Origin of the sequence: Streptomyces sp. ADI95-16 (assembly GCF_003721495.1) — a bacterium.
Taxonomy (GTDB): domain Bacteria; phylum Actinomycetota; class Actinomycetes; order Streptomycetales; family Streptomycetaceae; genus Streptomyces; species Streptomyces goshikiensis.
In genome coordinates, this window is sequence record NZ_CP033581.1 from 3,254,807 (window position 1) to 3,273,969 (window position 19,163).

The following is a 19,163-nucleotide window of genomic DNA, read 5'->3' on the forward strand; positions in this document are numbered from 1 at the left end:
GGGGCTTCTTCGTTGTCCCGGCATCCCGTCATACCGAGGCTCCGGTCCGGGCCCCCTCCCCCGTCAGGTACGCCGAGACCACCACGTTCGCCGAGTACTGCTTGGCCGCCTTGTCGTACGTTCCGCCGCAGGTCACCAGCCGTAGCTCGGCCCGGCCCGGGACCCGCGGCCCGTACGCCTTGTGGGGGTCGAAGCCCGCGCGCTCGTAGACCTGGACGTCCTCGACGGTGAACTCGGCGACGGTCCCGTCCGCGCGCACCACCCGTACAGAGTCGCCCGGTTTGGCGGAGCTCAGCCCGTAGAAGACGGCCGGCTTGGAGGCGGTGTCCACGTGGCCGACCAGCAGCGCGGTCCCGGCCGTGCCGGGCTGGGGGCCTCCGCCCCACCAGCCCACCGTGCCCGGCCGGTCGTACGGGGGCGGGTCGATCGCGCCGTCCTTGTCCAGGCCCCGGGAGACCACCGGGGCCTGGATGCCTATGGAGGGCACGTCGACACGGGCGGGCGGGGCCGCGCCGAGCGGGGTGTGCGCCGCGGGCAGCCGCAGGCCGGGCGCGCCGGCGACCGCGCCGCCGCCCAGACCGGGGAGCGGGGCGGGAACCCCGGTGATCTCCCGGCCCCACAGCCACAGGCCCAGGACCAGCACCGACCAGGCGGCGAAGGTCAGCAGCTTCGCGCCGCCGCTGGACCTCGGCTCGCCGGAGGCCGTCACCGGCCGGTCCTCACTCGCCGCTGCGGCGCCGGCGCAGGGTGAGCGCCCGGCCCGCGACCGCGAGCGTGGCAGCGGCGGCCAGGGCGGCGCCGATCAGCGTGTGCGGCAGGCCCGGGGCGCCTTCGCCGTGGTGCTTCTTCGCCGCCGCGGCCTCGGCCGGCGGGGCCGGCGGCGCGGCGAGCTCGGCGGCCATCCCGCCGCCGCCCGCGTGGACCGGCCAGACGGGGGTGTGGTGCGGGTAGGGGCGGGACGGTTCCCGGCGGTGGTGGCTGATCTGGATCGAGCCGCGCACCGCGCCTTCCCTGCCGTCGCACTTGACCCGGATGTCGTGCCAGCCCGGCTCGGCGCGGGAGCTGATCAGGGCGTCGCCGGTGAGCCCGCGACCGCCGTCACGGCCACCGTCACGACCGCCGTCCCTACCGCCGTCACGACCACCGTCCCTACCGCCGTCGCGACCGCCGTCCCTACCGCCGTCGCGGCCGGTCAGGTTGACGTCCGCCACGAACACGGCGGACTTGGCCGACGCCCAGTGGCCGCTACAGCCCTGAACGCGCAGCGTGACCCGCGCCCCCGGCTCCGCCGGATTCGGGTCTGCCGAGACGCTGCCGCGGTCGTCTTCACCGGCGAGGGCGACGGGCGCGGTCACGGCGGAGACGGCCGTCAAGGCGACGGCCACCCCGACGGCACGGAGAGCGATGAGAGCACTGCGCATGGTGAACCTCCTCAACAAGGAGCCTCACGCGCGGCGCGCCGCTCCGCATCCGGAGCGGCGCGCGCTTGGCCCGTACGTGTCGGAAGGTCGGACGGGCCGGAAGGTCAGACCAGATCGACGAGGTCCGCGATCGAGTCCACCGTCCTGGTGGGCCGGTACGGGAACTTCTCGGTATCGGCGACCGAGGTCAGGCCGGTCAGCACGAGGAACGTCTGCATGCCCGCCTCCAGTCCGGCGAGCACGTCGGTGTCCATCCGGTCGCCGATCATGGCGCTGCTCTCGGAGTGCGCGCCGATGGCGTTCAGCCCGGTCCGCATCATCAGCGGGTTGGGCTTGCCGGCGAAGTACGGCTGCTTGCCGGTCGCCTTGGTGATCAGCGCGGCTACGGCGCCGGTGGCCGGGAGCGGGCCCTCGGTGGAGGGGCCGGTCTCGTCGGGGTTGGTGCAGATGAAGCGGGCGCCGCCGTTGATCAGGCGGACGGCCTTCGTCATCGCCTCGAAGCTGTACGTCCGGGTCTCGCCCAGGACCACGTAGTCGGGCTCGTGGTCGGTCAGGATGTAGCCGATGTCGTGCAGGGCGGTGGTCAGTCCGGCCTCGCCGATGACGTACGCGGTGCCGCCCGGGCGCTGGTCGTCGAGGAACTTGGCGGTGGCGAGCGCCGAGGTCCAGATGTTCTCGACGGGGACGTCGAGGCCCATCCGGTGGAGCCGCGCCTGGAGGTCGCGCGGGGTGTAGATGGAGTTGTTGGTCAGCACCAGGAAGGGCTTGCCGGACTCGCGCAGCCGCTTGATGAAGGCATCGGCGCCGGGGATGGGGGTGCCCTCGTGGATGAGGACCCCGTCCATGTCGGTGAGCCAGGATTCGATCGGCTTGCGCTCTGCCACTGGACTGTTCTCCGCTCTCGGTGGTCAGACCTCTGACCTGTGACCTGTGGTCTCTACCACCCTATCGGGGCCGGGCTGTGGACGCGGAGGGCGTCCACAGCCCGGACCACGAGACGCCGGTCAGCCGGTGGGGCGGTCAGCCGAGGCGGACGTTGTCGACGGCCCAGAACCAGTTGTTGTTCCCGCTGTAGCGGAAGCGGATCTGGACGTCGGTGGCGCCGGCCGGGACCTGGAGGGTCAGGGCCTCGCTCTTGGCGAGCGCGTCGGCGGTGTAGGTCTTGACGACGGCCGGGGCGCCGCCGTCGTACGAGACCAGGACCTGGGCGGTCTGGCCCGCCTCGTGGCGGTAGTGCGACTGGTAGGTCAGCGTCTTCGTGCCGCCGCCGGTCACCGGCCACCTGGGCGTGACCAGGGTGGAGTCGAAGGTACCGGTGTGGCTCTTGTCGTCCCACTCGTCGGAGTCGGCGACGGCGAACACGTCACGGGAGCGGACGTTCAGCTCGCGCCACTGGTCGCGCTGCGACTGGCTCCAGAACTCGTCCGTCGCGAAGGCCCAGCCGGCCCACTCGGTGACGCCGCCGGTGCCCATCTTCGAGTTGTCCACGGCCCAGCCGGCCGGCGGGGTGTGCGTGAAGCCCTTGACGCCCGCCGGGATGCCCGTCTCGTCCACGCGCGCCCGGAGGTCCGGGCGCACGGTGTCGAACGGGTCGTTGTCGTCCGGCGCGTTCACCGGGACGCCGTCGATGGCGGAGCCGGGGTTGACTCCGAGCTGGGCGAGCGCGGTCGCGGCGACGTCGGTGAGCTTGACGTCCTCGCGTACCGAACCGGCGGGAATGCCGGCGCCCTTGGCGATGACGAAGGTGCCGCGCTCCTGGAGGGTGGAGCCGCCGTGGCCGCCGGCGTCGGTGTGGCCGTGGTCGGTGGTGACCAGGATCTTCCAGTTCTCCTGGGCGTACGTCGGGCGGCTCTGGACGGCGGTGAGCAGCTGGCCGACCAGGGCGTCGACGCGGCCGATGGCATCGAGGTACTGCTGGCTGGCGGCGCCGTAGGAGTGTCCGGCAGAGTCGACCTGGCCGAGGTAGACGAAGGAGGCGTCCGGGTTCTGGTCCCGCAGTTCGGCGGCGGCCGCGGTGGCGATCTTCGGGTCCTCGGCGCCGTAGCCGTCACGGTCGCCCTTGAGGCTCAGGCGCTTGTCGACCTTGGCGGAGAAGATCGGGCCGTTCTGGTCGGTGGAGGTGATGGGCTCCCAGTCGGCGGCCGCGTAGGTGTTGAGGGACGGCTTGGCGTTCTCGGCGCGGGTCAGGAAGTCCGGGTGGGCCGTGTAGTTCTTGCCGGTGAAGGAGTTGTCCTTCACGCCGTGCTTGTCGGGCCAGACGCCGGTGGCGATGGTGGACCAGCCGGGGCCCGAGGAGGTGGCGGCCATCGGGTTCGCGTACAGGGTGCTCTTCGCGGTCAGCCCCTGGGCCATCAGGCCCTTCAGGTGGGGGGCGTTGGCGGCCTTGACGCGGTCGAGGACCACGCCGTCCAGGCCGATGACGAGGACCTTGTCGGTGCCGGCCGCGGCGGCGGCGGTGGTGGTGGCGCCGGCGGCGGTCTGGGTGGCGAGTGCGGTGGCGAGCAGGGCCGTGGCGGTGGCGGTCACGGCGAGGGCGCGTCCTGACAGGACAGTGGGCACGTACTCCTCCGGGAGTAATCGTGGGAATGCGCGAGTGGACATGCGCCGGGGCCGGACCGAAGGTGCGGTCTTCGGTCCATACCCGTTATGCAAGTGTCACTGTCGCGGCCGAGAGTGGCCGCCGGGTTAAGGCTCAGCTGCCGGTCGCGGACTTCCACGCGTCGACGTAGCCGGTGAGGTTCTTGTCGATGTCGGCCCAGTCGGGCTCGAAGATCTCGACACCGGTCATCAGCTTGGTGAGTTCGACGGCGTTGGCGTCGGTCGGCTTGACGTCGGAGCGCGCCGGGAAGCCGCCGCCGACCTCGCTGACCAGCTTCTGGGCGTCCTCGCTGAGCAGGTAGTCGAGGAGCTTCTTGCCGTTCTCGGTGTGCGGGGCCTTGTCGACCAGGCCGGCGGCGTACGGGAGGGCGAAGCTGGTGGGCTTGGCGCCGTCCTTGGCGGGGAACCAGATGCCCAGGTTCGGCATGGACTTGGACTGCGCGAAGTTCATCTGGACGTCGCCGTTGGCGACGAGCAGCTCACCCTTGTCGGTCTTCGGCGCGAGCTTGCTGGTGGAGGAGGACGGGCCGACGTTGTTGGCCTGGAGCTTCCTCAGGTACTCCATCGCCGGCTCCTTCCCGCCGAAGTCGTGCATCGCCTTGACGAGCACGGCGGTGCCGTCGCCCGCGACGCCCGGGGTGGAGTACTGGAGCTTGCCCTTGAACCTGCCGTCCAGCAGCTCCTCCCAGGTCTTGGGGGCCTCGGGGAGCTCCTTCTTGTTGTGGACGAAGCCGAAGTAGTTGTTGACGACCGAGGTCCACTTGCCGTCGGCGGCCTTGTCGCCGCCCTTGACCTGGTCCGAGCCTTGCGGCTTGTAGGCCTGGAGCAGCCCCTTGCCGTCGGCCTGCTGGATGAACGGCGGCAGCGTGATCAGCACGTCCGCCTGGGTGTTGCTCTTCTCGCGCACGGCACGCTGCACCATCTCGCCGGAGCCGCCCTCGACGTACTTGACCTCTATACCGGTCTTCTTGGTGAAGGCGGCGAAGACCTTGTCGTACCAGCCGTCGCCCTTGTCGCTCTTGAGGCCGTCGGCGCTGTAGACGGTGACGACCTTCTCGGCGCCCTTGGAGTCGGCGGCGTTGGAGGAGCCGCCGCAGGCGGTGAGGCCGGTGGTGAGGGCGAGGCCGCCGGTGACGGCGGCCGTGAGGCGCAGGTACTTGTTGCTCGGCATGGAACTTCCTTACGGGGAAAGGGAGTCAGCGGTACGTGGCTCTGGTGCGGATGCGGGAGACGGCCAGCAGGACCAGCAGGGTGGCGGCCATCAGGACCACGGCGACGGCGGAGCCGCTGAAGAGCGAACCGCGGTCGGTGGCGGTGAAGATCCGGACCGGGAGGGGCATCCAGTCCGGCGGGTAGAGCATCATCGTGGCGCTCAGCTCGCCCATGGACAGGGCGAAGCAGAGTCCGGCCGCCGCGGTGAGGGACGGCAGCAGGAGGGGGAGCTTGACCCGCCACAGCACGTACGCGGGGCGGGCCCCCAGGGAGGCGGCCGCCTGTTCGTACGCGGGGTCGAGACGGACGATCGCAGCCGAAACCGACTGGTAGGCGAACGCCGTGACAAGAATGGTGTGCGCCAGGATCACGATCGAGCTCGTGCCGTTGAGCAGCAGCGGGGGCTTGCTGAACGCGACCAGCACGGCGAGGCCGACGACCACGGACGGCACGGCGACCGGGAGCATGAACAGGGCGTCCAGGCAACGCTTCCCGCGCCTCTTGAGCCCGGCGGCGGCCAGCGCCGCCCAGCTGCCGACGGTGAGCGCGAGCAGGCTGGCGACCAGGGCGGTGACCAGCGAGGTCGTCAGGGCCTGGAGGGACTCGCCGCGCACGGCGGAGGCGTAGTTCCCGGCGGTCGGGCCGGAGGGGAAGGCCCCGGACCAGTGGGTGGCGAAGGAGGCGGCCACCACGACGAGCAGCGGCAGCGCGAACAGGGGCAGGAAGAGGAGGCCGAAGAGGCTCCAGGCGGCCCAGCGGCCGGTCTTGCTATGCACCAGCACGCTTGCTCACCACCCGGTAGAGGCCGAACAGGCCGACGGAGATCGCGATGTTGACGACGGCGACCACGCAGGCGGCCGAGTAGTCGGATTCGAGGATCGCCTTGCCGTAGACGAGCATCGGAAGCGTGGTGACGTCCTTGGCCCCGGTGAACAGGACGATGCCGAACTCGTTGAGGCACATCACGAGGACGAGACTCCCGCCGGCGGCGAGGGCCGGCAGGGCCTCGGGGAGGATGACCCGCCGGATGATCCGGGCGGGCTTCGCGCCGAGGGAGGAGGCCACCTCCAGCTGGGCGGTGTCCAGCTGGGAGAAGGCGGCGAGCAGCGGGCGCATCACGAAGGGCGTGAAGTACGTGATCTCCGCGAGCAGGACGCCCCAGGGGGTGGCGAGGAAGTGGAACGGGCCGTCGGCGGCGCCGGTCAGATCGCTCCAGACCCCGTTGGCCATGCCCACCGTCCCGTAGATGAAGAGGAGGGCGAGGGTGATGAGGAAGGAGGGGAAGGAGAGGAAGACATCGATGAACTTCGCGACGCCCTTGGCCCCGGGGAAGGGGACGAAGGCGATGACCAGGGCGAGCGCGAATCCGAGGGCGAGGCAGCCGACGGTGGCGCCGACGGCCAGCCAGACCGTGGTCCCGAGGGCCTCGCGGAAACCGTGGGAGGCGAAGACGGAGGCGTAGGCGTCGAAGGCCCCGCCGCCGCCCCCGTTCTCGGGGGTGAGGGACTGCTGGACGACCAGCGCGAGGGGATAGAGGAACACCAGCGCGAGCACGACCACGGGCGGCACCCCCCACAGCCACGACGGCACGGCACGAGCCCCCGCGCGGGCGCGGCCCGTGGTGGCGTCGGCGGCGGCGCGGCCCGTAGCGGCGTCGGCGCCTCGGGCGGCGGGGCGATCCGTGGCGGCGGGGCCGCCGGGGCGGCCCGTGACGCCGAGGGCAGCCGCCGTCCCGGCGGCGGCGCGGCCCGTGGGCGCGGCGGCGCCGGGGGTGAATGGCCCGTCGGTGTGCGACGGGGCGGACGCGCCCGGGGCGGCCACCGCCCCGGGCGCGTCCAGGCGCGGGGCCTCAGCCATCCGACACCCCTGCGGCCAGCAGCACGGCGTCGCGGGGTTCGAAGTGCAAGGTCACCTCGTCGCCCAGCGCCGGGGTCTCGCGCAGCTCGGGCAGGTCCGCCTTGACCCGGTGGCCGTCGACGTTCACGTACAGCCGGTGCGTGGAGCCGCGCCACTGGACCTCGGCGATCGTGCCGCGCAGGGCGTTGGGGCCCTCGCCGAGGCCGATCAGGTGCGGCCGTACGCACAGCGTGGCGCGGGCCCCCGGCGCGGCGCCGCCCCGGTCGACCTCCAGGCCGCGGCCCTCGAACACCGCGCCGCCGTCGGCCACGGTCACCGGGAGCAGGTTGGCGTTGCCGACGAAGGAGGCGGTGAACTCGGTGCGCGGGGACCGGTACAGCTCCTGCGGGGTCCCGCAGTCCCGCAGCCGGGCCCGGTCCATGACGGCGATCCGGTCGGCCAGGGTGAGCGCCTCCACCTGGTCGTGCGTGACGTACAGGATCGACACGTCGGGCAGTTCGCGGTGCAGCCGGGCCAGTTCGGCGAGCATCCCGGAGCGCAGCTGCGCGTCGAGCGCGGAGAGCGGCTCGTCGAGCAGGAGCACCCCGGGGCGGATGGCGAGCGCGCGGGCGATGGCCACGCGCTGCTGCTGGCCGCCGGAGAGCTCGCGCGGGTAGCGCCCGGCGTAGGACGCCATCCCGGTCATCTCCAGGGCCTCGGCGACCCGGCCCGGGATCTCGGCCTTGGGGGCCTTCTGCGCCTTGAGGCCGAAGGCGACGTTCTCCTCGACCCGCATGTGCGGGAACAGCGCGTACTGCTGGACGACCATCCCGATGCCGCGCTTGTGCGGCGGGAGCGCGGTGACGTCCCGGCCGCCGATGAGCACCCGGCCGGCGACGGGCCGGACGAACCCGGCGACCGCGCGCAGCGCCGTGGTCTTGCCGGAGCCGGAGGGCCCCAGCAGCGCCATGACCTCGCCCGGCTCGACGGTCAGGTCGAGGGAGTCCAGGACGGTGTTGCCGGCGTAGGCGACCGATACGGAGTCGAAGCGGATCCCGCTCACGCGCCGGGCTCCCCCGCCAGCAGCGCGGGCAGGTCGGCGATGGAGGCGAGGACGTGGGTCGCGCCGTGCCCGTCGAGGGTCTCGCGGCCGTGGGCGCCGGTGAGGACGCCGGCCACGATCCCGGCTCCGGCGCGGCGGCCGCTGAGCATGTCGTACGCCGTGTCGCCCGACACCACGACCTCGCGGACGTCGGCGGCGGCGCCGGTGCGCAGGAACGCGGCGAGCACCATGTCCGGGTACGGTCGGCCGCGGCCGCCCGCGTCGGCGGGGCACAGCGTCAGGTCGGCCAGCCCCTGCCAGCCGAGGGCGTCGAGGATGGCGTCCTGGGTGACGCGGGCGAACCCGGTGGTCAGAACGACGGTGCGGCCTTCGGCGCGGAGCTTCTCGATGGCCTCGCGGGCGCCGGGTATCGGGGCGATCAGGCCGCCGTCGACGAGCTCCCCGTAGGCCTGCTCGAAGGCGGAGTTGGCGCGCCGGGCGAGTTCCTCCGTACCGAAGAGGTGGCGGAAGACCGAGATCTTCGACTCGCCCATGGTGTCGCGGACGTACTGGAGCTTGGCGGCGTGGTCGGCGCTGCCGGGCTCGACGCCGAGGCGTTCTGCGGCGCGCTCGAAGGCGCGCTCGACGAGGCCGCCGTCGGCGACGGTGGTGCCGGCCATGTCGAGGACGATCAGCGTGCGGGTGGTGTTGGCGGTGAGGTCGGTCATGTCTGTTACCAGCCCAGTTCGTTCGCGGTGGTCTCGGCTATGGCGGGCGAGCAGGTCATCCCGCGCCCGCCGGGTCCGGTCACCAGCCAGATGCCGTCGGCCACCTGCTGGCGGTGGACGACGCGGGTGGTGTCGGTGCACTGCGCGTACACGCCCGCCCAGCGGTGCCGGATCTTCGGCAGGGGGCGGCCCAGGAAGGACTCGACCACCCCGGTGAGGTGCTCGTAGGGGTCTTCGAGGGTGTCGAACGCGAAGGGGTGCTCGTACTCGTGGGTGTCGCCGATGGTCAGTCCGCCGTCCAGGCGCTGGACCATCAGGAGCTGCATCTTGTGCGCGGCGGCGGTCGGCGCCTGTGCCTGCTCGGCGTTGAGCTCGTCGAGGGCTCCGCTCCGGTACGCCGGGTAGTAGCGGAAGCTGTCGGCGTCGGCGACCGAGGTGGTCAGCGACTCGCCGAGCGGGGCGGTCTGCATCATCTGGAGCCGGACGCGGCGCACGGGCAGGTCGGGGACCAGCTCGCGGACCAGGCCGGACAGCCAGGCGCCGGTGGCGAGGACGACGGCGTCGCCGCGGTGGACGTCACCGTGGTCGTCGCGGACGGCGCCGGGGCCGACGACCTCGCGGACCTCGCGCCCGGGGAGGAAGGTGTACCGGCCGGTGGCGCGCAGGGCCTCGCGCAGGTGGAGCTGGGCGGTGCGCGGTTCTACGGCCGCGTCCCGCTCGCACCACAGGGCGGCCTCGAAGGCGCCGCGCAGCGCCGGGTTGATCTCCCGCGCCTCCGCGGCGCTGACCAGTTTGTAGCCGCGGGCGGCGGCGTCCGGGCAGGCGACGGCCGCCTCGGCGACCGCGTACTCGCGGGCACTGCGCACCGGGGTGAGGGAGCCGATGGCGCGGAAGCCCAGGCCGGGCACCTCCGCGCCGATGCGCTCCCACAGCTCACGGGCCCGCAGGGCGGTGTCGAGCTCCTCGCCCCCGGCCCGCCCGCTGACCCAGATCTGGCCGAAATTGCGCAGCGACGCGCCGCGGGCCTCCGCTTCTCGCTCGATCTGGACGACCTCGTGGCCGCGTTCGACTGCTTGCCAGGCGTGCATGGTGCCGACCACGCCGCCTCCGACGACTATGACTCTCACGGCGTCCACGGTGGGCGCGGTCGGTGACCCGAGGGGATCGGGGTGGCAACGGGCCGGTGAACAGCCCCCAACGCTTGGACTAGACCCGTTATCTTTTTGTGATGACATTGCGCCCCTTTTCATAGGTTTTGGGTGTGCCGGCTGTTCCTGCGCCCGGCTACTCCGACCTCAGGTGGGTCGTGAAACTGAACCGGTCACCACGATAAAGCGAACGCACCCGCTCCAGGGGACGGCCCTCCTGATCCCGCGAGAAACGGTGGATCAGCAGCATCGGCAGGGCCGGCGGGGTGCCGATCAGCAGGGCCTCTCGCGGGGTGGCCAGTACGGTCTCCAGCTTCTCGTCCGCGTCCCCGAAGGAAATGCCGAGGCTGTCGCGGAGGTAGCCGTAGAAGGAGGAATCCGGCTGGAAGTCGCGGTCCAGGCGGGGTGCCCGGGCCACCCGGATGTACGTGCTCTCCAGACCGACCCGCTCGTCGTCGGCCAGCAGGACGCGCTCCAGGTGCCAGACGGGCTCGCCCGCCTCCGCCCCGATGCCCCGGGCCAGCTCCGGCGGGCACGGGAACCGCTCCAGGCCGATCAGGTTCCGGCCGGGGCGGCGGCCCTGGCGGCGCACGCCCTCGGTGTAGCTCGCCAGCGCCAGCGGCTGCTCCAGCTTCGGCCCCGCGACGACGGTGCCCCGCCCGGCGCGGCGCAGCCGTCCCTCCAGGAGCAGCTCGCGCAGGGCCTGCCGTACGGTCTCGCGGGACACCTCGTACCGCTCGGCGAGGTCGCGCTCGGTGGGGAGCAGGCCGCCCTCGCCGAGTTCGTCGAGGAGCTCCGCGATACGGGCCTTGACGGCGTAGTACTTCGGGACGCGGCCATGCTCGGGGATGCCGGAACGGACGGGCGAGCCGGGGCGGTGAGGCTGGATCTGTTCTTCCACGCTCGGACCTTACGCGGGCCGGGTGAACGGAGATCAGCGCAGGCGGCGCGCCCCGAGCAGCAGCCCGCCGCCGGCGGCGAGGGCGGCGAGGGCGGCGCTCCCGTACGCCCACTCGCGGGGGCCGGTGTGGGCCAGGGCCCCCGCCTCGCCCGACGACTCCTCGTCCGGGCCCTCGACCGAGAAGAGGTAGCCGCCGGCCTCGCCGACCCAGTCGCCGTCGTCGCCCTTGCGCTGGACGAGCGCGGCGTCGGCGACGACCTCGCCGTGCGGGGCGTCGGGGGAGAACGCGAGGCGCACCTTGACGGTCAGCGAACCGCCGGCGCCGACGGAGAAGCCGGGGAAGGCGTCGCCGCCGTCGAACACGGCGATGATCTCGTCGCGGTCGGTCCGCTCCAGGCTGACGGGGAAGCTGCCGCCGGGGGCCTCGAACTCCATCCGGAGGTGGGCGGGGCGCAGGGCGTGGGCCTTGTCGGTGAACACGACGACCGGGTGGATGGCCGTGCAGGCGGAGCCGGTGGTGTTGGTCAGGTCCAGGAACCAGGTCTGCGCCCCGCCGCCGGTCCGGTAGACGGCCGGGCCGCCGCGGATCCGGGCCCCGATGGGGAACGCGGTGTTCTTCCCGTCCCCGCAGCTGGCCCGCGCCCGCGAGGGCAACGCGGGCGCGGGCCGGGCGCCGCCGCCGGTACCGATGTCCGCGGCGGCGCCGGGCGCGGTGGCGGCGAGGAGGACGCCGGAGAGGACGGCCGAGAGGGCAAGGGCTTTGCGCAGTCGCATGGAAGACCTTCGCTTGCTCGCCGGACGATGGACGGTTCGGGACGACCGGTCCCGGGACCGGGCCCGGCCCCTGAACCCGGGGGCCGCTGGCCGCGTAACGGGCCGGATAACCATGGGACACCACACAACCGGTATGACGAAATGAAGATCACCCCGGCCTTGCCCGCACCCTCCCACGCCCCCTCCCCACCCCCCACCCCACCACGCCCACCCCACCCCCCTTTACGCCTGATCGGCGCACCCCCAACCCCCCAGCGACGCCACTCCAGCCCCTTTCCAGCCTCGCCGGCGTTTGAGGCGCGGTGGTCCGGGGGCTGGCCCCCGGCAACGGCGCCGCACCCGGGCACGGACGCCGACCCAATCCAGCCCCGCAGGCGCTCAAGGCGCGAGGGCCCCGGGGCCGCACCCAACCCAGCCCCGCCGGCGTTTGAGGCGCGGGGGTCCGGGGGCTGGCCCCCGGCAACGGCGCCGCACCCGCCCGACCAGCCCGGGCGAAAACCGCGAGGCCCGGCCCCGCCCCAGGGTCAGGCCGGGCGGCCGAAGAACGGGCCCAGGACCAGCTCCGCCGCCCCTTCGGCCACCCCCCGCCCGGCCAGGGCAACGGTCGCGACGGCCCCCCGCCCCGCCAGCGCCCCCGCGACGCCCTCCACGAACACCCCCGCCGCCTCCTCAACGACGCGCCCGCCCAGCACCACCCGGTCCACGTCCAGCAGCGCGACCAGGTTCGCCGCCGCCTCCCCCAGCACCCGCGCCGCCTCCGCCAGGTCCCCCCGCGCCACCGCGTCCAGGCACAGCACCTCCACGCACCCCCGCCCCCCGCACCGGCACACCGGCCCGTCCAGCATCAGCACCTGGTGCCCGAACTCCCCGGCCGCCGACCGCACCCCCCGGTACACCTCGCCGTTCAGCCGCAGCCCCGCCCCGAGCCCGGTGCCGACGTGGAGGTACACCGAGGCCCCGAAATCCCCACCCCCACCCCCGCCGGCCCCGCCCGCACCCGCATTCGTGTCCTTGTCCAAGACCACCGCCACCCCCAACCGCCCCGCCAGCTCCTCCCGCAACGGGAACCCCTCCCACTCCGGGAACCCCGTCACCCGCCCCAGCACCCCGGTCCTCCAGTCGAGCGGGCCCGGCGCGGCGATTCCCACCCCCAGCACCGGCGACGCCCCCGCACCGGACTCCGGGTGCGCGAAGGCCCGTACGACCGTGTCCGCCACCGCATCGAGGACCGCCCCCGGCCCGGCGCCGAAGTCCAGCGGCTCCCGCCAGTCGGCGGTGACACGGCCGGCCAGGTCCACCCGGACCACCCGCAGCTCGTCGCGGTCGATGTGCGCCCCCACCGCGCACCGCGCCTCCGGCACCAGCCTCAGCAGCGTCCGCGGCTTGCCCCCGGTCGACGCGCCCCGGCCGGCCTCCGCGACCAGCCCCTCGCCGCGCAACCGCGCCGTGATCTTGCTGACGGCCTGCGGCGTCAGCCCCGTACGCTCCGCCAGCTCCGACCGCCCCAGCCCCGACGGCCCCGCCCCGCGCAGCAGGTGCAGCACCAGCGCGTCGTTGTGCCCGCGCAGCGCCGGCAGATTGACCCCGCCGCGCACCCCGCCGCGCACCCCGCCGTTCGCCGTCGCCGATTTCGCCGTGATCGCCCTGCTGACCGTGTCCACCCGCCCATTTTCCACCCTCCTTGCACTTAAGCAACACTGTTGCCAAAGTAGAGCCATGAACGCCATCGCCCCCGGTACCCCCCTCCGCGTCGGCCTCGTCGGCTACGGACTCGCCGGTTCCGTCTTCCACGCCCCCCTGGTCACCGCCACCCCCGGGCTCGTCCTCGACACGGTCGTCACCTCCGACCCCGGCCGCCAGGCCCAGGCGCGCGAGGCCCACCCCGGTGTCCGGATCTCGGCCGACGCCGCCGAGCTGTGGGAGGGGCCGGGCCGGCGCGTGGACCTCGTCGTCATCGCGTCCCCCAACAAGACCCACGTCCCCCTGGCCACCGCCGCGCTCACCGCCGGCGTCCCCGTCGTCGTGGACAAGCCGCTCGCCGCCACCGCAGCCGAGGCCGACGCGCTCGCCGACCTCTCCGAGCGGACCGGGACCTTCCTCTCCGTCTTCCAGAACCGCCGCTGGGACAACGACTTCCTCACCCTGCGCCGGCTCATCGCGGACGGCGAGCTCGGCGAGATCCAGCGCTTCGAGTCCCGCTTCGAGCGGTGGCGGCCGCAGCTGAAGGGCGGCTGGCGCGAGTCCGGCGCCCCGGAGGAGATCGGCGGCCTGCTGTACGACCTCGGCAGCCACGTCGTGGACCAGGCACTGGTGCTGTTCGGACCGGCGGTACGGGTCTACGCGGAGGCCGACGTACGCCGTCCGGGCGCCGAGACCGACGACGACACCTTCATCGCCCTCACCCACGCGAGCGGGGTCCGCTCCCACCTCTACGTCAGCGCGACCACCGCCCAGCTCGGCCCCCGCTTCCGCGCACTCGGCTCCCGGGCGGGCTACGTGAAGTACGGTCTCGACCCGCAGGAGGCCGCCCTGCGCGACGGGCTGCGGCCGGGCTCAGGCGCGGGTTCCGGCGCGGGCTCCGACCAGCCGTGGGGCGAGGAGCCGGAGCACCTGTGGGGGCGGATCGGCTCCGGGGAGTCGCCGCTGACCGGCGGCGGGACACCGGTGCCGACCCTCGCGGGCGACTACCCCGCGTACTACGCGGCGGTGGCGGCCGCCCTGCGCGAGGGCGGGCCGGCCCCGGTGGGCGCGCGCGAGGCGGCGCGCTGCCTGGCGGTGCTGGAGGCGGCGCGGATCTCCTCGCGCGACGGGGTGAGCGTGGACCTGCGCCCCGGCGGGGCGTAGTACGACGGGTGAGGGGCCGGCGCCGCTCCCCCGGCGGCCCCGCCCCCTCACCCCTCGCCCCTGCCCCTCGCGTCGCGGCGCCTGAACCGCGCCGACGCGAACGCCGGCGCGACCCCCCGGGACGCCGGACGCAAGACGCAGGACGCAGTACGCAGTACGGACGGTCAGACGCTCTTGAACTCCTGGCGCTGACGACCGAGGCCCTCGATCTCCACCTCGACGACGGCGCCGGCCCGCAGGAACGGCTTCGGCTCCGGCTGCCCCGCGGCCACACCGGCCGGGGTGCCGGTGACGATGACATCGCCCGGGTGGAGGGTCATGAAGTGGCTCAGGTACCGCACGACCTCGCCGACCGGGAAGATCTGGTCCGAGGTGTGGCCGTCCTGCTTGAGTTCGCCGTTGACCCAGAGCCGCACGTCCAGCGCCTGCGGATCCGGTACCTCGTCGGCCGTGACCAGCCACGGACCGAGCGGGGTGAAGGTCTCGCAGTTCTTGCCCTTGTCCCAGGTGCCGCCGCGCTCGTTCTGGAACGCGCGCTCCGTGACGTCGTTCGCCAGTACGTAGCCGGCGACGTGCGCGAGACCCTGCGCGGCGGAGTCCAGGTAGCGGGCGGTGGCACCGATGACGACGCCGAGCTCGGCCTCCCAGTCGGTCTTCACGCTGCCGCGCGGGATCAGCACGGTGTCGTCCGGGCCGACCACGGTGTCCGGGGCCTTCAGGAACAGGATCGGCTCGGCCGGCGCCTGCGCGCCGACCTCCGCCGCGTGCCCGTGGTAGTTCAGCCCGATGCCCACGATCTTGCCGATCCGGCCGACCGGGGCGCCGATGCGCAGTCCCTCCGCGTCGAGGACCGGGAGCTCTCCGGACTCGGCCGCGTCCCGTACCCGGGACAGCACGGAGTCGTCGGCGAGCAGGGCGCCGTCCACATCCGTGACCAGGGCGGAGAGGTCGCGGAGGGTGCCGTCCTGGTCGAGCAGCGCGGGGCGCTCGGCGCCGATCGGTCCGACACGCAGCAGCTTCATGGGCGTTCTCCCGTGGTCGTGGGTGGTCGGCCCATGGGCGTGCCCAGGGCCGGCCGATGGGTTGCGGCCATCGGAGATTGGTTGATCCTCCAAGAACTCCGATCAATCCGCAAGACCCTGTTCACAGACTGGAACGCACGCCCTCGCCCGCGCGGTCCTTGCGGTGCTGGAGCCAGGCCCGCTCCGCCACCGACCAGGCGGTGGTGGTCAGCAGGTAGAGCCCGGCGGCCAGCGGCACCACGGCGGCGGTGACCAGCGTCCCGAACGACAGCAGCGGCAGCACGCCGCCCAGCTTGCGCATCGCCTCCACCTGCTCGGGACTCACCACGGCCTGCGCCGCCCCGCCCTTGCCGGCCAGGGCCGCGGGCAGCACGGGGGCCGGGACCGGGGCGTTCGCCGCGGCGCGCCGCCCCCGTACCGCGCTCCACGCGGCCACGACCCCGATCGCCGCGAACAGCCCCAGGAACACCAGCCCCTGCGCTCCGAACAGGCCGCCGTCCCCCAGGGCCTCGGTCCACCGGGCCCCGAGCGGCGCGGCGAAGAGCCGGTGCCCGAGCAGCTCGTTCGCCGCCCCGCCGACCTCCGCGGAGGAGAACGCCCGGTACATGACGAAGAACACCGGCAGCTGGAGCAGGACCGGCAGGCACCCGGCGACCGGGGTCGCGCCCCGGAACGCCGCACGGCTCAGCGGGTGCAGGGCGAGCCGTACGAGCACGGTGAACAGCACGATCGCGGCAGCGGTCGCGGACTCGGCCAGCACCGGCTCCAGGAGCCGGCCCAGCTGGGCAACAAGATGAGTGAAAACGGACACGCGGGCCCTCCGAGGGGTCTCGTCGAACGTCGAAAGAAATGCGTTTCGGCGCGACGACCCGCGAGGGGCGACGACAGTGATCAGAGATGTGGTACGTGCGGAAGTACTGCGCGCCCCTACGCGGCCGTCAGGACGAGACGGCCGGGTGCCCTCGGCCGCGACCGGCCCGAGGCGTCGGGATCGCGCTGCGGCAGGAAGGCCGTGCGCTGCTCGCGATCACGGATCGCGGTGCGTATTCGGTGCGGCGGCACAGGCCGTACGAGACGGGCCGCCAGAGCGGCCGTGCCCACGGCGACGGTGGCGGCGAGGACGACCACGGCGGCGGCCAGCCCGCTCTCCCCCAGAATCAGCCCGAGGAACCCGCCGAGCAGAAGCAGCGAAACGAGAAGGGAGCCAAGAGGGCCCAGGGATCCCGGGGAACTCACGGAAAACCGCGAAACGCGCAGCCCGCCCATCGGTCCCTCCCCCTTCCACACGAACTCGTGCTCGATCCTGCTTCTGCCCCGATCCTAACCGCCCCCACTGACAGAGCGGGTGGGCAGCCGGCTCTTGAGAGTGCCCCACACCACGAGCCGGTACCGGGAGCTGTACTCGGGCGTGCAGGTGGTGAGCGTGATGTACGCGCCGGGCTCGCCGTACCCGGCGTCCGGCTTCACGAGGCTGCGCGGCACCGGCGCGATCACCCCGGTGTCCCGCTCGGTCGTCTGCGCCAGCGTCTTGCCCACGACGTACACGAAGCGCTGCCCCCTGACGTCGACGATCAGCTCGTCCCCCGCCCGCAGCCGGTTCACGTACCGGAACGGCTCCCCGTGGGTGTTGCGGTGCCCGGCCAGCGCGAAGTTCCCCGGCGCCCCGGGCGCCGCCGTCCCCGGGTAGTGCCCGGCGTACCCCTTGTCGAGGACGCCCCGCTTGTCGATCCCCTGCGCGACGGGCACGACCAGTCCGAGACGCGGGACACGCAGCACGGCGTACGCGTCGCCGCCGACGGCCCGCGCCGGAGCCTCCCGGGGCACGCCCCCGGCCGTCCGGCTCCCGCCCGAAGGCACCCCCGGGGACTCCGCCACCACCCCACCACCCTCAAGATCACCATCCCCAGAAACCGGAGCCTCAGCCTCAGCCTCAGCTTCAGCCCACTGACTCTCCAGCTCCTGAACCTCCTCCCGGGCGGCAGCCGCGGCCTGCCGGTTCGTCCACCACACCTGGTGCACCACCAGCAACAACACCACCACGCCCACCGTGACCGTCAGCTCGGCGGCGGCCCACAGCACCCGCGCGAGCCCGGCCCCGCGCCCCCGCCGGCCACCCCCCTGCACCACCACCCGCACCTGATCGCGCACGGGCGGCACCCTAAGTCCTCCCCCGTCAACTGACCAGCAGCAGTACGGTGTGAACCATGCGCCCCGACACGCCTGCCGAGCACATCGCCGAAGCCGAACGCCTCATCCGCACGGCGACCCGCTACCCCGAGGACCAGGAGCCATTGCTCCTCCAGGCCGCGGCCCACCTCGAACTGGGCGACGCACGCGAACGGGCGAGTACGCTCTACGACCAACTCCTCGCCGGCGAACCGGCGGACCCGCACCTCATCAAGGCCCTACAGGCCGCGAACCTGTGGGAGTACGGCCACGAGGCCGAGGCCCGCGCCCTCATCCAGGGCATCCGCGCGGCGGCCCCCGCCGACCCGGCCCCCTGGGAGGTCATCGCGGAGGCCCTCGAAGCGCACGACGAGTTGACCCTCTCCGAGGAGTGCTTCACCGAGGCCGTCGTCCTCCTCATCCCGGACAGCACGCCCCTCACCCAGTCCACCACCGCGCTCCTGACGGGCCGCCACCGCGTCCGCCGCCTCCTCGGGCTGCCGCACGACGACTGGGACATGGTCGCCGACACCCGCCACATCGGCCCGATCCCGCTGGACGAGCTCCACGACCCCAAGCGCATCTGGGCCCTCGGCTCCGACGACCCGGCCGAACTCCGCGCCGAGATCGCCCGCCTCCGCGCCGAACTCGGCGACCGCCGCGCCGCCCTCTCCCGCCCGTTCCCGGTGGCCGTCCTCCACTGGCCCCAGCGCGAACTGGCGGAACTCGTCACCTCGTACCCGACCCTGGCGGCCGAGTACGCCTCGCACGAATCCCACCTCCGGGACATCGAAACGTCCCTCCGCGCCCTCGCCGCCTCCGGCACCACCAACCTCGGCATCGTCACGGCGAGCGTCCCCAGCTACGAGGCCTTCGCCGCCTCGGAGAAGACCTCCCCGGCCTCCCCGTCCCTCCTGGCCGAATACGCCACCACCCTCGCCGCCCGCGGCAAAGCCACCCCCTGGCCCCCCACCCCCAACTCCCCCTGCTGGTGCACCTCAGGCAAGCCCTACTCGGAGTGCCACGGCACCGCCCACTAGGAAGCCGGAGTTCGACGCGCCAGCACGATCCGGCGTACGCGCACCGCGGCTTCGTCCACGGCCTCGTGTTCCCAGACACGGACGGCCAGCCAGCCCGATTCCGCGAGGCGCGCGTCGGTGTCGCGGTCGCGGGCCTGGTTGCCCTCGATCTTCCCGCGCCAGAACTCCGCGTTGCGGCGGGGCCATGTCGCGTGCTCGGGGCATCCGTGCCAGAAGCAACCGTCCACGAAGACGGCGACGCGCGCCGGACCGAAGACGATGTCGGCCTCGCGCCGTACGCCCTTCACGGGGCGGCGGTGCACCCGATAGCGCAAGCCCGCCGCGTGCAGCGCACGTCGCAAGGCAAGTTCGATCCGGGTGTCCTTGCTCTTCTGCCGACTCATCCGAGCGCGGACGGCAGGAGTGCTCTCGAAGGCTTCCACCCTGCCATT

At 73.3% G+C, this 19,163-nt stretch carries 20 protein-coding genes; 2 read left to right on the top strand and 18 right to left on the bottom strand.

Annotated elements, in window-relative coordinates:
- Positions 1-28: 28 nt before the first annotated feature.
- The 13 genes from EES41_RS14230 to EES41_RS14290 all read right to left on the bottom strand — a co-directional run bounded on the left by EES41_RS14230 (position 29) and on the right by EES41_RS14290 (position 13,321).
- Entirely contained in the window at positions 29-709 is a 681-nt protein-coding gene (locus EES41_RS14230) for a class F sortase (RefSeq protein ID WP_123078546.1), read from the bottom strand.
- Positions 710-719: 10 nt separating this feature from the next.
- Positions 720-1,421 carry a hypothetical protein gene (locus EES41_RS14235; protein WP_123078548.1) on the bottom strand — a complete coding sequence of 234 codons (702 nt, stop codon included), beginning with the start codon at positions 1,419-1,421 and terminating at the stop codon, positions 720-722.
- A 104-nt stretch (positions 1,422-1,525) separates the two neighbouring features.
- Positions 1,526-2,305: an HAD-IIA family hydrolase gene (locus EES41_RS14240; protein ID WP_037797633.1), complete on the bottom strand. Its 780-nt coding sequence runs from the start codon at positions 2,303-2,305 to the stop codon at positions 1,526-1,528.
- 136 nt (positions 2,306-2,441) lie between these two features.
- On the bottom strand, positions 2,442-3,980 hold the full coding sequence (locus EES41_RS14245) for an alkaline phosphatase family protein (protein WP_367995775.1): 1,539 nt from the start codon (positions 3,978-3,980) through the stop codon (positions 2,442-2,444).
- Positions 3,981-4,113: 133 nt separating this feature from the next.
- Positions 4,114-5,190 carry a 2-aminoethylphosphonate ABC transporter substrate-binding protein gene (locus EES41_RS14250; protein WP_123078552.1) on the bottom strand — a complete coding sequence of 359 codons (1,077 nt, stop codon included), beginning with the start codon at positions 5,188-5,190 and terminating at the stop codon, positions 4,114-4,116.
- A 25-nt stretch (positions 5,191-5,215) separates the two neighbouring features.
- The gene (locus EES41_RS14255; protein WP_123078554.1) at positions 5,216-6,013 is read right to left on the bottom strand and encodes an ABC transporter permease; all 798 of its coding nucleotides are present in this window, start codon (positions 6,011-6,013) and stop codon (positions 5,216-5,218) included.
- The gene (locus EES41_RS14260; protein ID WP_254211439.1) at positions 6,000-7,088 is read right to left on the bottom strand and encodes a 2-aminoethylphosphonate ABC transporter permease subunit; all 1,089 of its coding nucleotides are present in this window, start codon (positions 7,086-7,088) and stop codon (positions 6,000-6,002) included. Before EES41_RS14260 ends, EES41_RS14255 begins: the two co-directional genes overlap by 14 nt.
- Positions 7,081-8,130, bottom strand: coding sequence for an ABC transporter ATP-binding protein (locus EES41_RS14265; protein ID WP_123078556.1), 1,050 nt, complete (start codon positions 8,128-8,130; stop codon positions 7,081-7,083). The genes EES41_RS14260 and EES41_RS14265 overlap by 8 nt, the downstream gene beginning before the upstream one ends.
- Positions 8,127-8,837 (bottom strand): phosphonatase-like hydrolase, encoded by a 711-nt coding sequence (locus EES41_RS14270; protein ID WP_123078558.1) that lies wholly within the window; start codon positions 8,835-8,837, stop codon positions 8,127-8,129. Before EES41_RS14270 ends, EES41_RS14265 begins: the two co-directional genes overlap by 4 nt.
- Before the next feature lie 5 nt (positions 8,838-8,842).
- Entirely contained in the window at positions 8,843-9,964 is a 1,122-nt protein-coding gene (locus EES41_RS14275) for a TIGR03364 family FAD-dependent oxidoreductase (protein ID WP_123082453.1), read from the bottom strand.
- A 157-nt stretch (positions 9,965-10,121) separates the two neighbouring features.
- A complete protein-coding gene (locus tag EES41_RS14280; RefSeq protein WP_123078560.1) occupies positions 10,122-10,886 on the bottom strand; it encodes a GntR family transcriptional regulator in 765 nt (254 codons plus the stop codon).
- Between the two features lie 33 nt (positions 10,887-10,919).
- A complete protein-coding gene (locus tag EES41_RS41410) occupies positions 10,920-11,660 on the bottom strand; it encodes a hypothetical protein (protein WP_164495832.1) in 741 nt (246 codons plus the stop codon).
- A 524-nt stretch (positions 11,661-12,184) separates the two neighbouring features.
- Entirely contained in the window at positions 12,185-13,321 is a 1,137-nt protein-coding gene (locus EES41_RS14290; protein ID WP_254211440.1) for an ROK family transcriptional regulator, read from the bottom strand.
- A 55-nt stretch (positions 13,322-13,376) separates the two neighbouring features.
- On the opposite strand from EES41_RS14290, the gene EES41_RS14295 reads away from it, so the two are divergent.
- On the top strand, positions 13,377-14,504 hold the full coding sequence (locus tag EES41_RS14295; protein WP_123078564.1) for a Gfo/Idh/MocA family oxidoreductase: 1,128 nt from the start codon (positions 13,377-13,379) through the stop codon (positions 14,502-14,504).
- Between the two features lie 164 nt (positions 14,505-14,668).
- On the opposite strand, the gene EES41_RS14300 is transcribed toward EES41_RS14295, so the two are convergent.
- From EES41_RS14300 to EES41_RS14315, 4 genes are all read right to left on the bottom strand, one after another.
- Entirely contained in the window at positions 14,669-15,526 is an 858-nt protein-coding gene (locus tag EES41_RS14300; RefSeq protein WP_123078566.1) for a fumarylacetoacetate hydrolase family protein, read from the bottom strand.
- A gap of 121 nt (positions 15,527-15,647) precedes the next feature.
- Positions 15,648-16,337 carry a YidC/Oxa1 family membrane protein insertase gene (locus EES41_RS14305; RefSeq protein ID WP_123078568.1) on the bottom strand — a complete coding sequence of 230 codons (690 nt, stop codon included), beginning with the start codon at positions 16,335-16,337 and terminating at the stop codon, positions 15,648-15,650.
- A gap of 116 nt (positions 16,338-16,453) precedes the next feature.
- A complete protein-coding gene (locus EES41_RS14310; protein WP_254211758.1) occupies positions 16,454-16,744 on the bottom strand; it encodes a DUF6412 domain-containing protein in 291 nt (96 codons plus the stop codon).
- Between the two features lie 102 nt (positions 16,745-16,846).
- Entirely contained in the window at positions 16,847-17,674 is an 828-nt protein-coding gene (locus EES41_RS14315; RefSeq protein ID WP_123082456.1) for a class E sortase, read from the bottom strand.
- A gap of 56 nt (positions 17,675-17,730) precedes the next feature.
- On the opposite strand from EES41_RS14315, the gene EES41_RS14320 reads away from it, so the two are divergent.
- Positions 17,731-18,732 carry an SEC-C domain-containing protein gene (locus EES41_RS14320; protein WP_123078570.1) on the top strand — a complete coding sequence of 334 codons (1,002 nt, stop codon included), beginning with the start codon at positions 17,731-17,733 and terminating at the stop codon, positions 18,730-18,732.
- Here the strand turns inward: EES41_RS14320 and EES41_RS14325 are convergent.
- Entirely contained in the window at positions 18,729-19,154 is a 426-nt protein-coding gene (locus EES41_RS14325; protein ID WP_123078572.1) for a very short patch repair endonuclease, read from the bottom strand. The two genes, EES41_RS14320 and EES41_RS14325, sit on opposite strands and share 4 nt — an antisense overlap.
- Between the last annotated feature and the right edge of the window lie 9 nt (positions 19,155-19,163).

Bases quoted from the DNA above. Each gene is read 5' to 3' on its own strand.
- EES41_RS14300 (WP_123078566.1), bottom strand. From the start codon at position 15,526: ATGAAGCTGCTGCGTGTCGGACCGATCGGCGCCGAGCGCCCCGCGCTG.
- EES41_RS14295 (WP_123078564.1), top strand. From the start codon at position 13,377: ATGAACGCCATCGCCCCCGGTACCCCCCTCCGCGTCGGCCTCGTCGGC.
- EES41_RS14260 (WP_254211439.1), bottom strand. From the start codon at position 7,088: ATGGCTGAGGCCCCGCGCCTGGACGCGCCCGGGGCGGTGGCCGCCCCG.
- EES41_RS41410 (WP_164495832.1), bottom strand. From the start codon at position 11,660: ATGCGACTGCGCAAAGCCCTTGCCCTCTCGGCCGTCCTCTCCGGCGTC.
- EES41_RS14235 (WP_123078548.1), bottom strand. From the start codon at position 1,421: ATGCGCAGTGCTCTCATCGCTCTCCGTGCCGTCGGGGTGGCCGTCGCC.
- EES41_RS14270 (WP_123078558.1), bottom strand. From the start codon at position 8,837: ATGACCGACCTCACCGCCAACACCACCCGCACGCTGATCGTCCTCGAC.
- EES41_RS14320 (WP_123078570.1), top strand. From the start codon at position 17,731: ATGCGCCCCGACACGCCTGCCGAGCACATCGCCGAAGCCGAACGCCTC.
- EES41_RS14250 (WP_123078552.1), bottom strand. From the start codon at position 5,190: ATGCCGAGCAACAAGTACCTGCGCCTCACGGCCGCCGTCACCGGCGGC.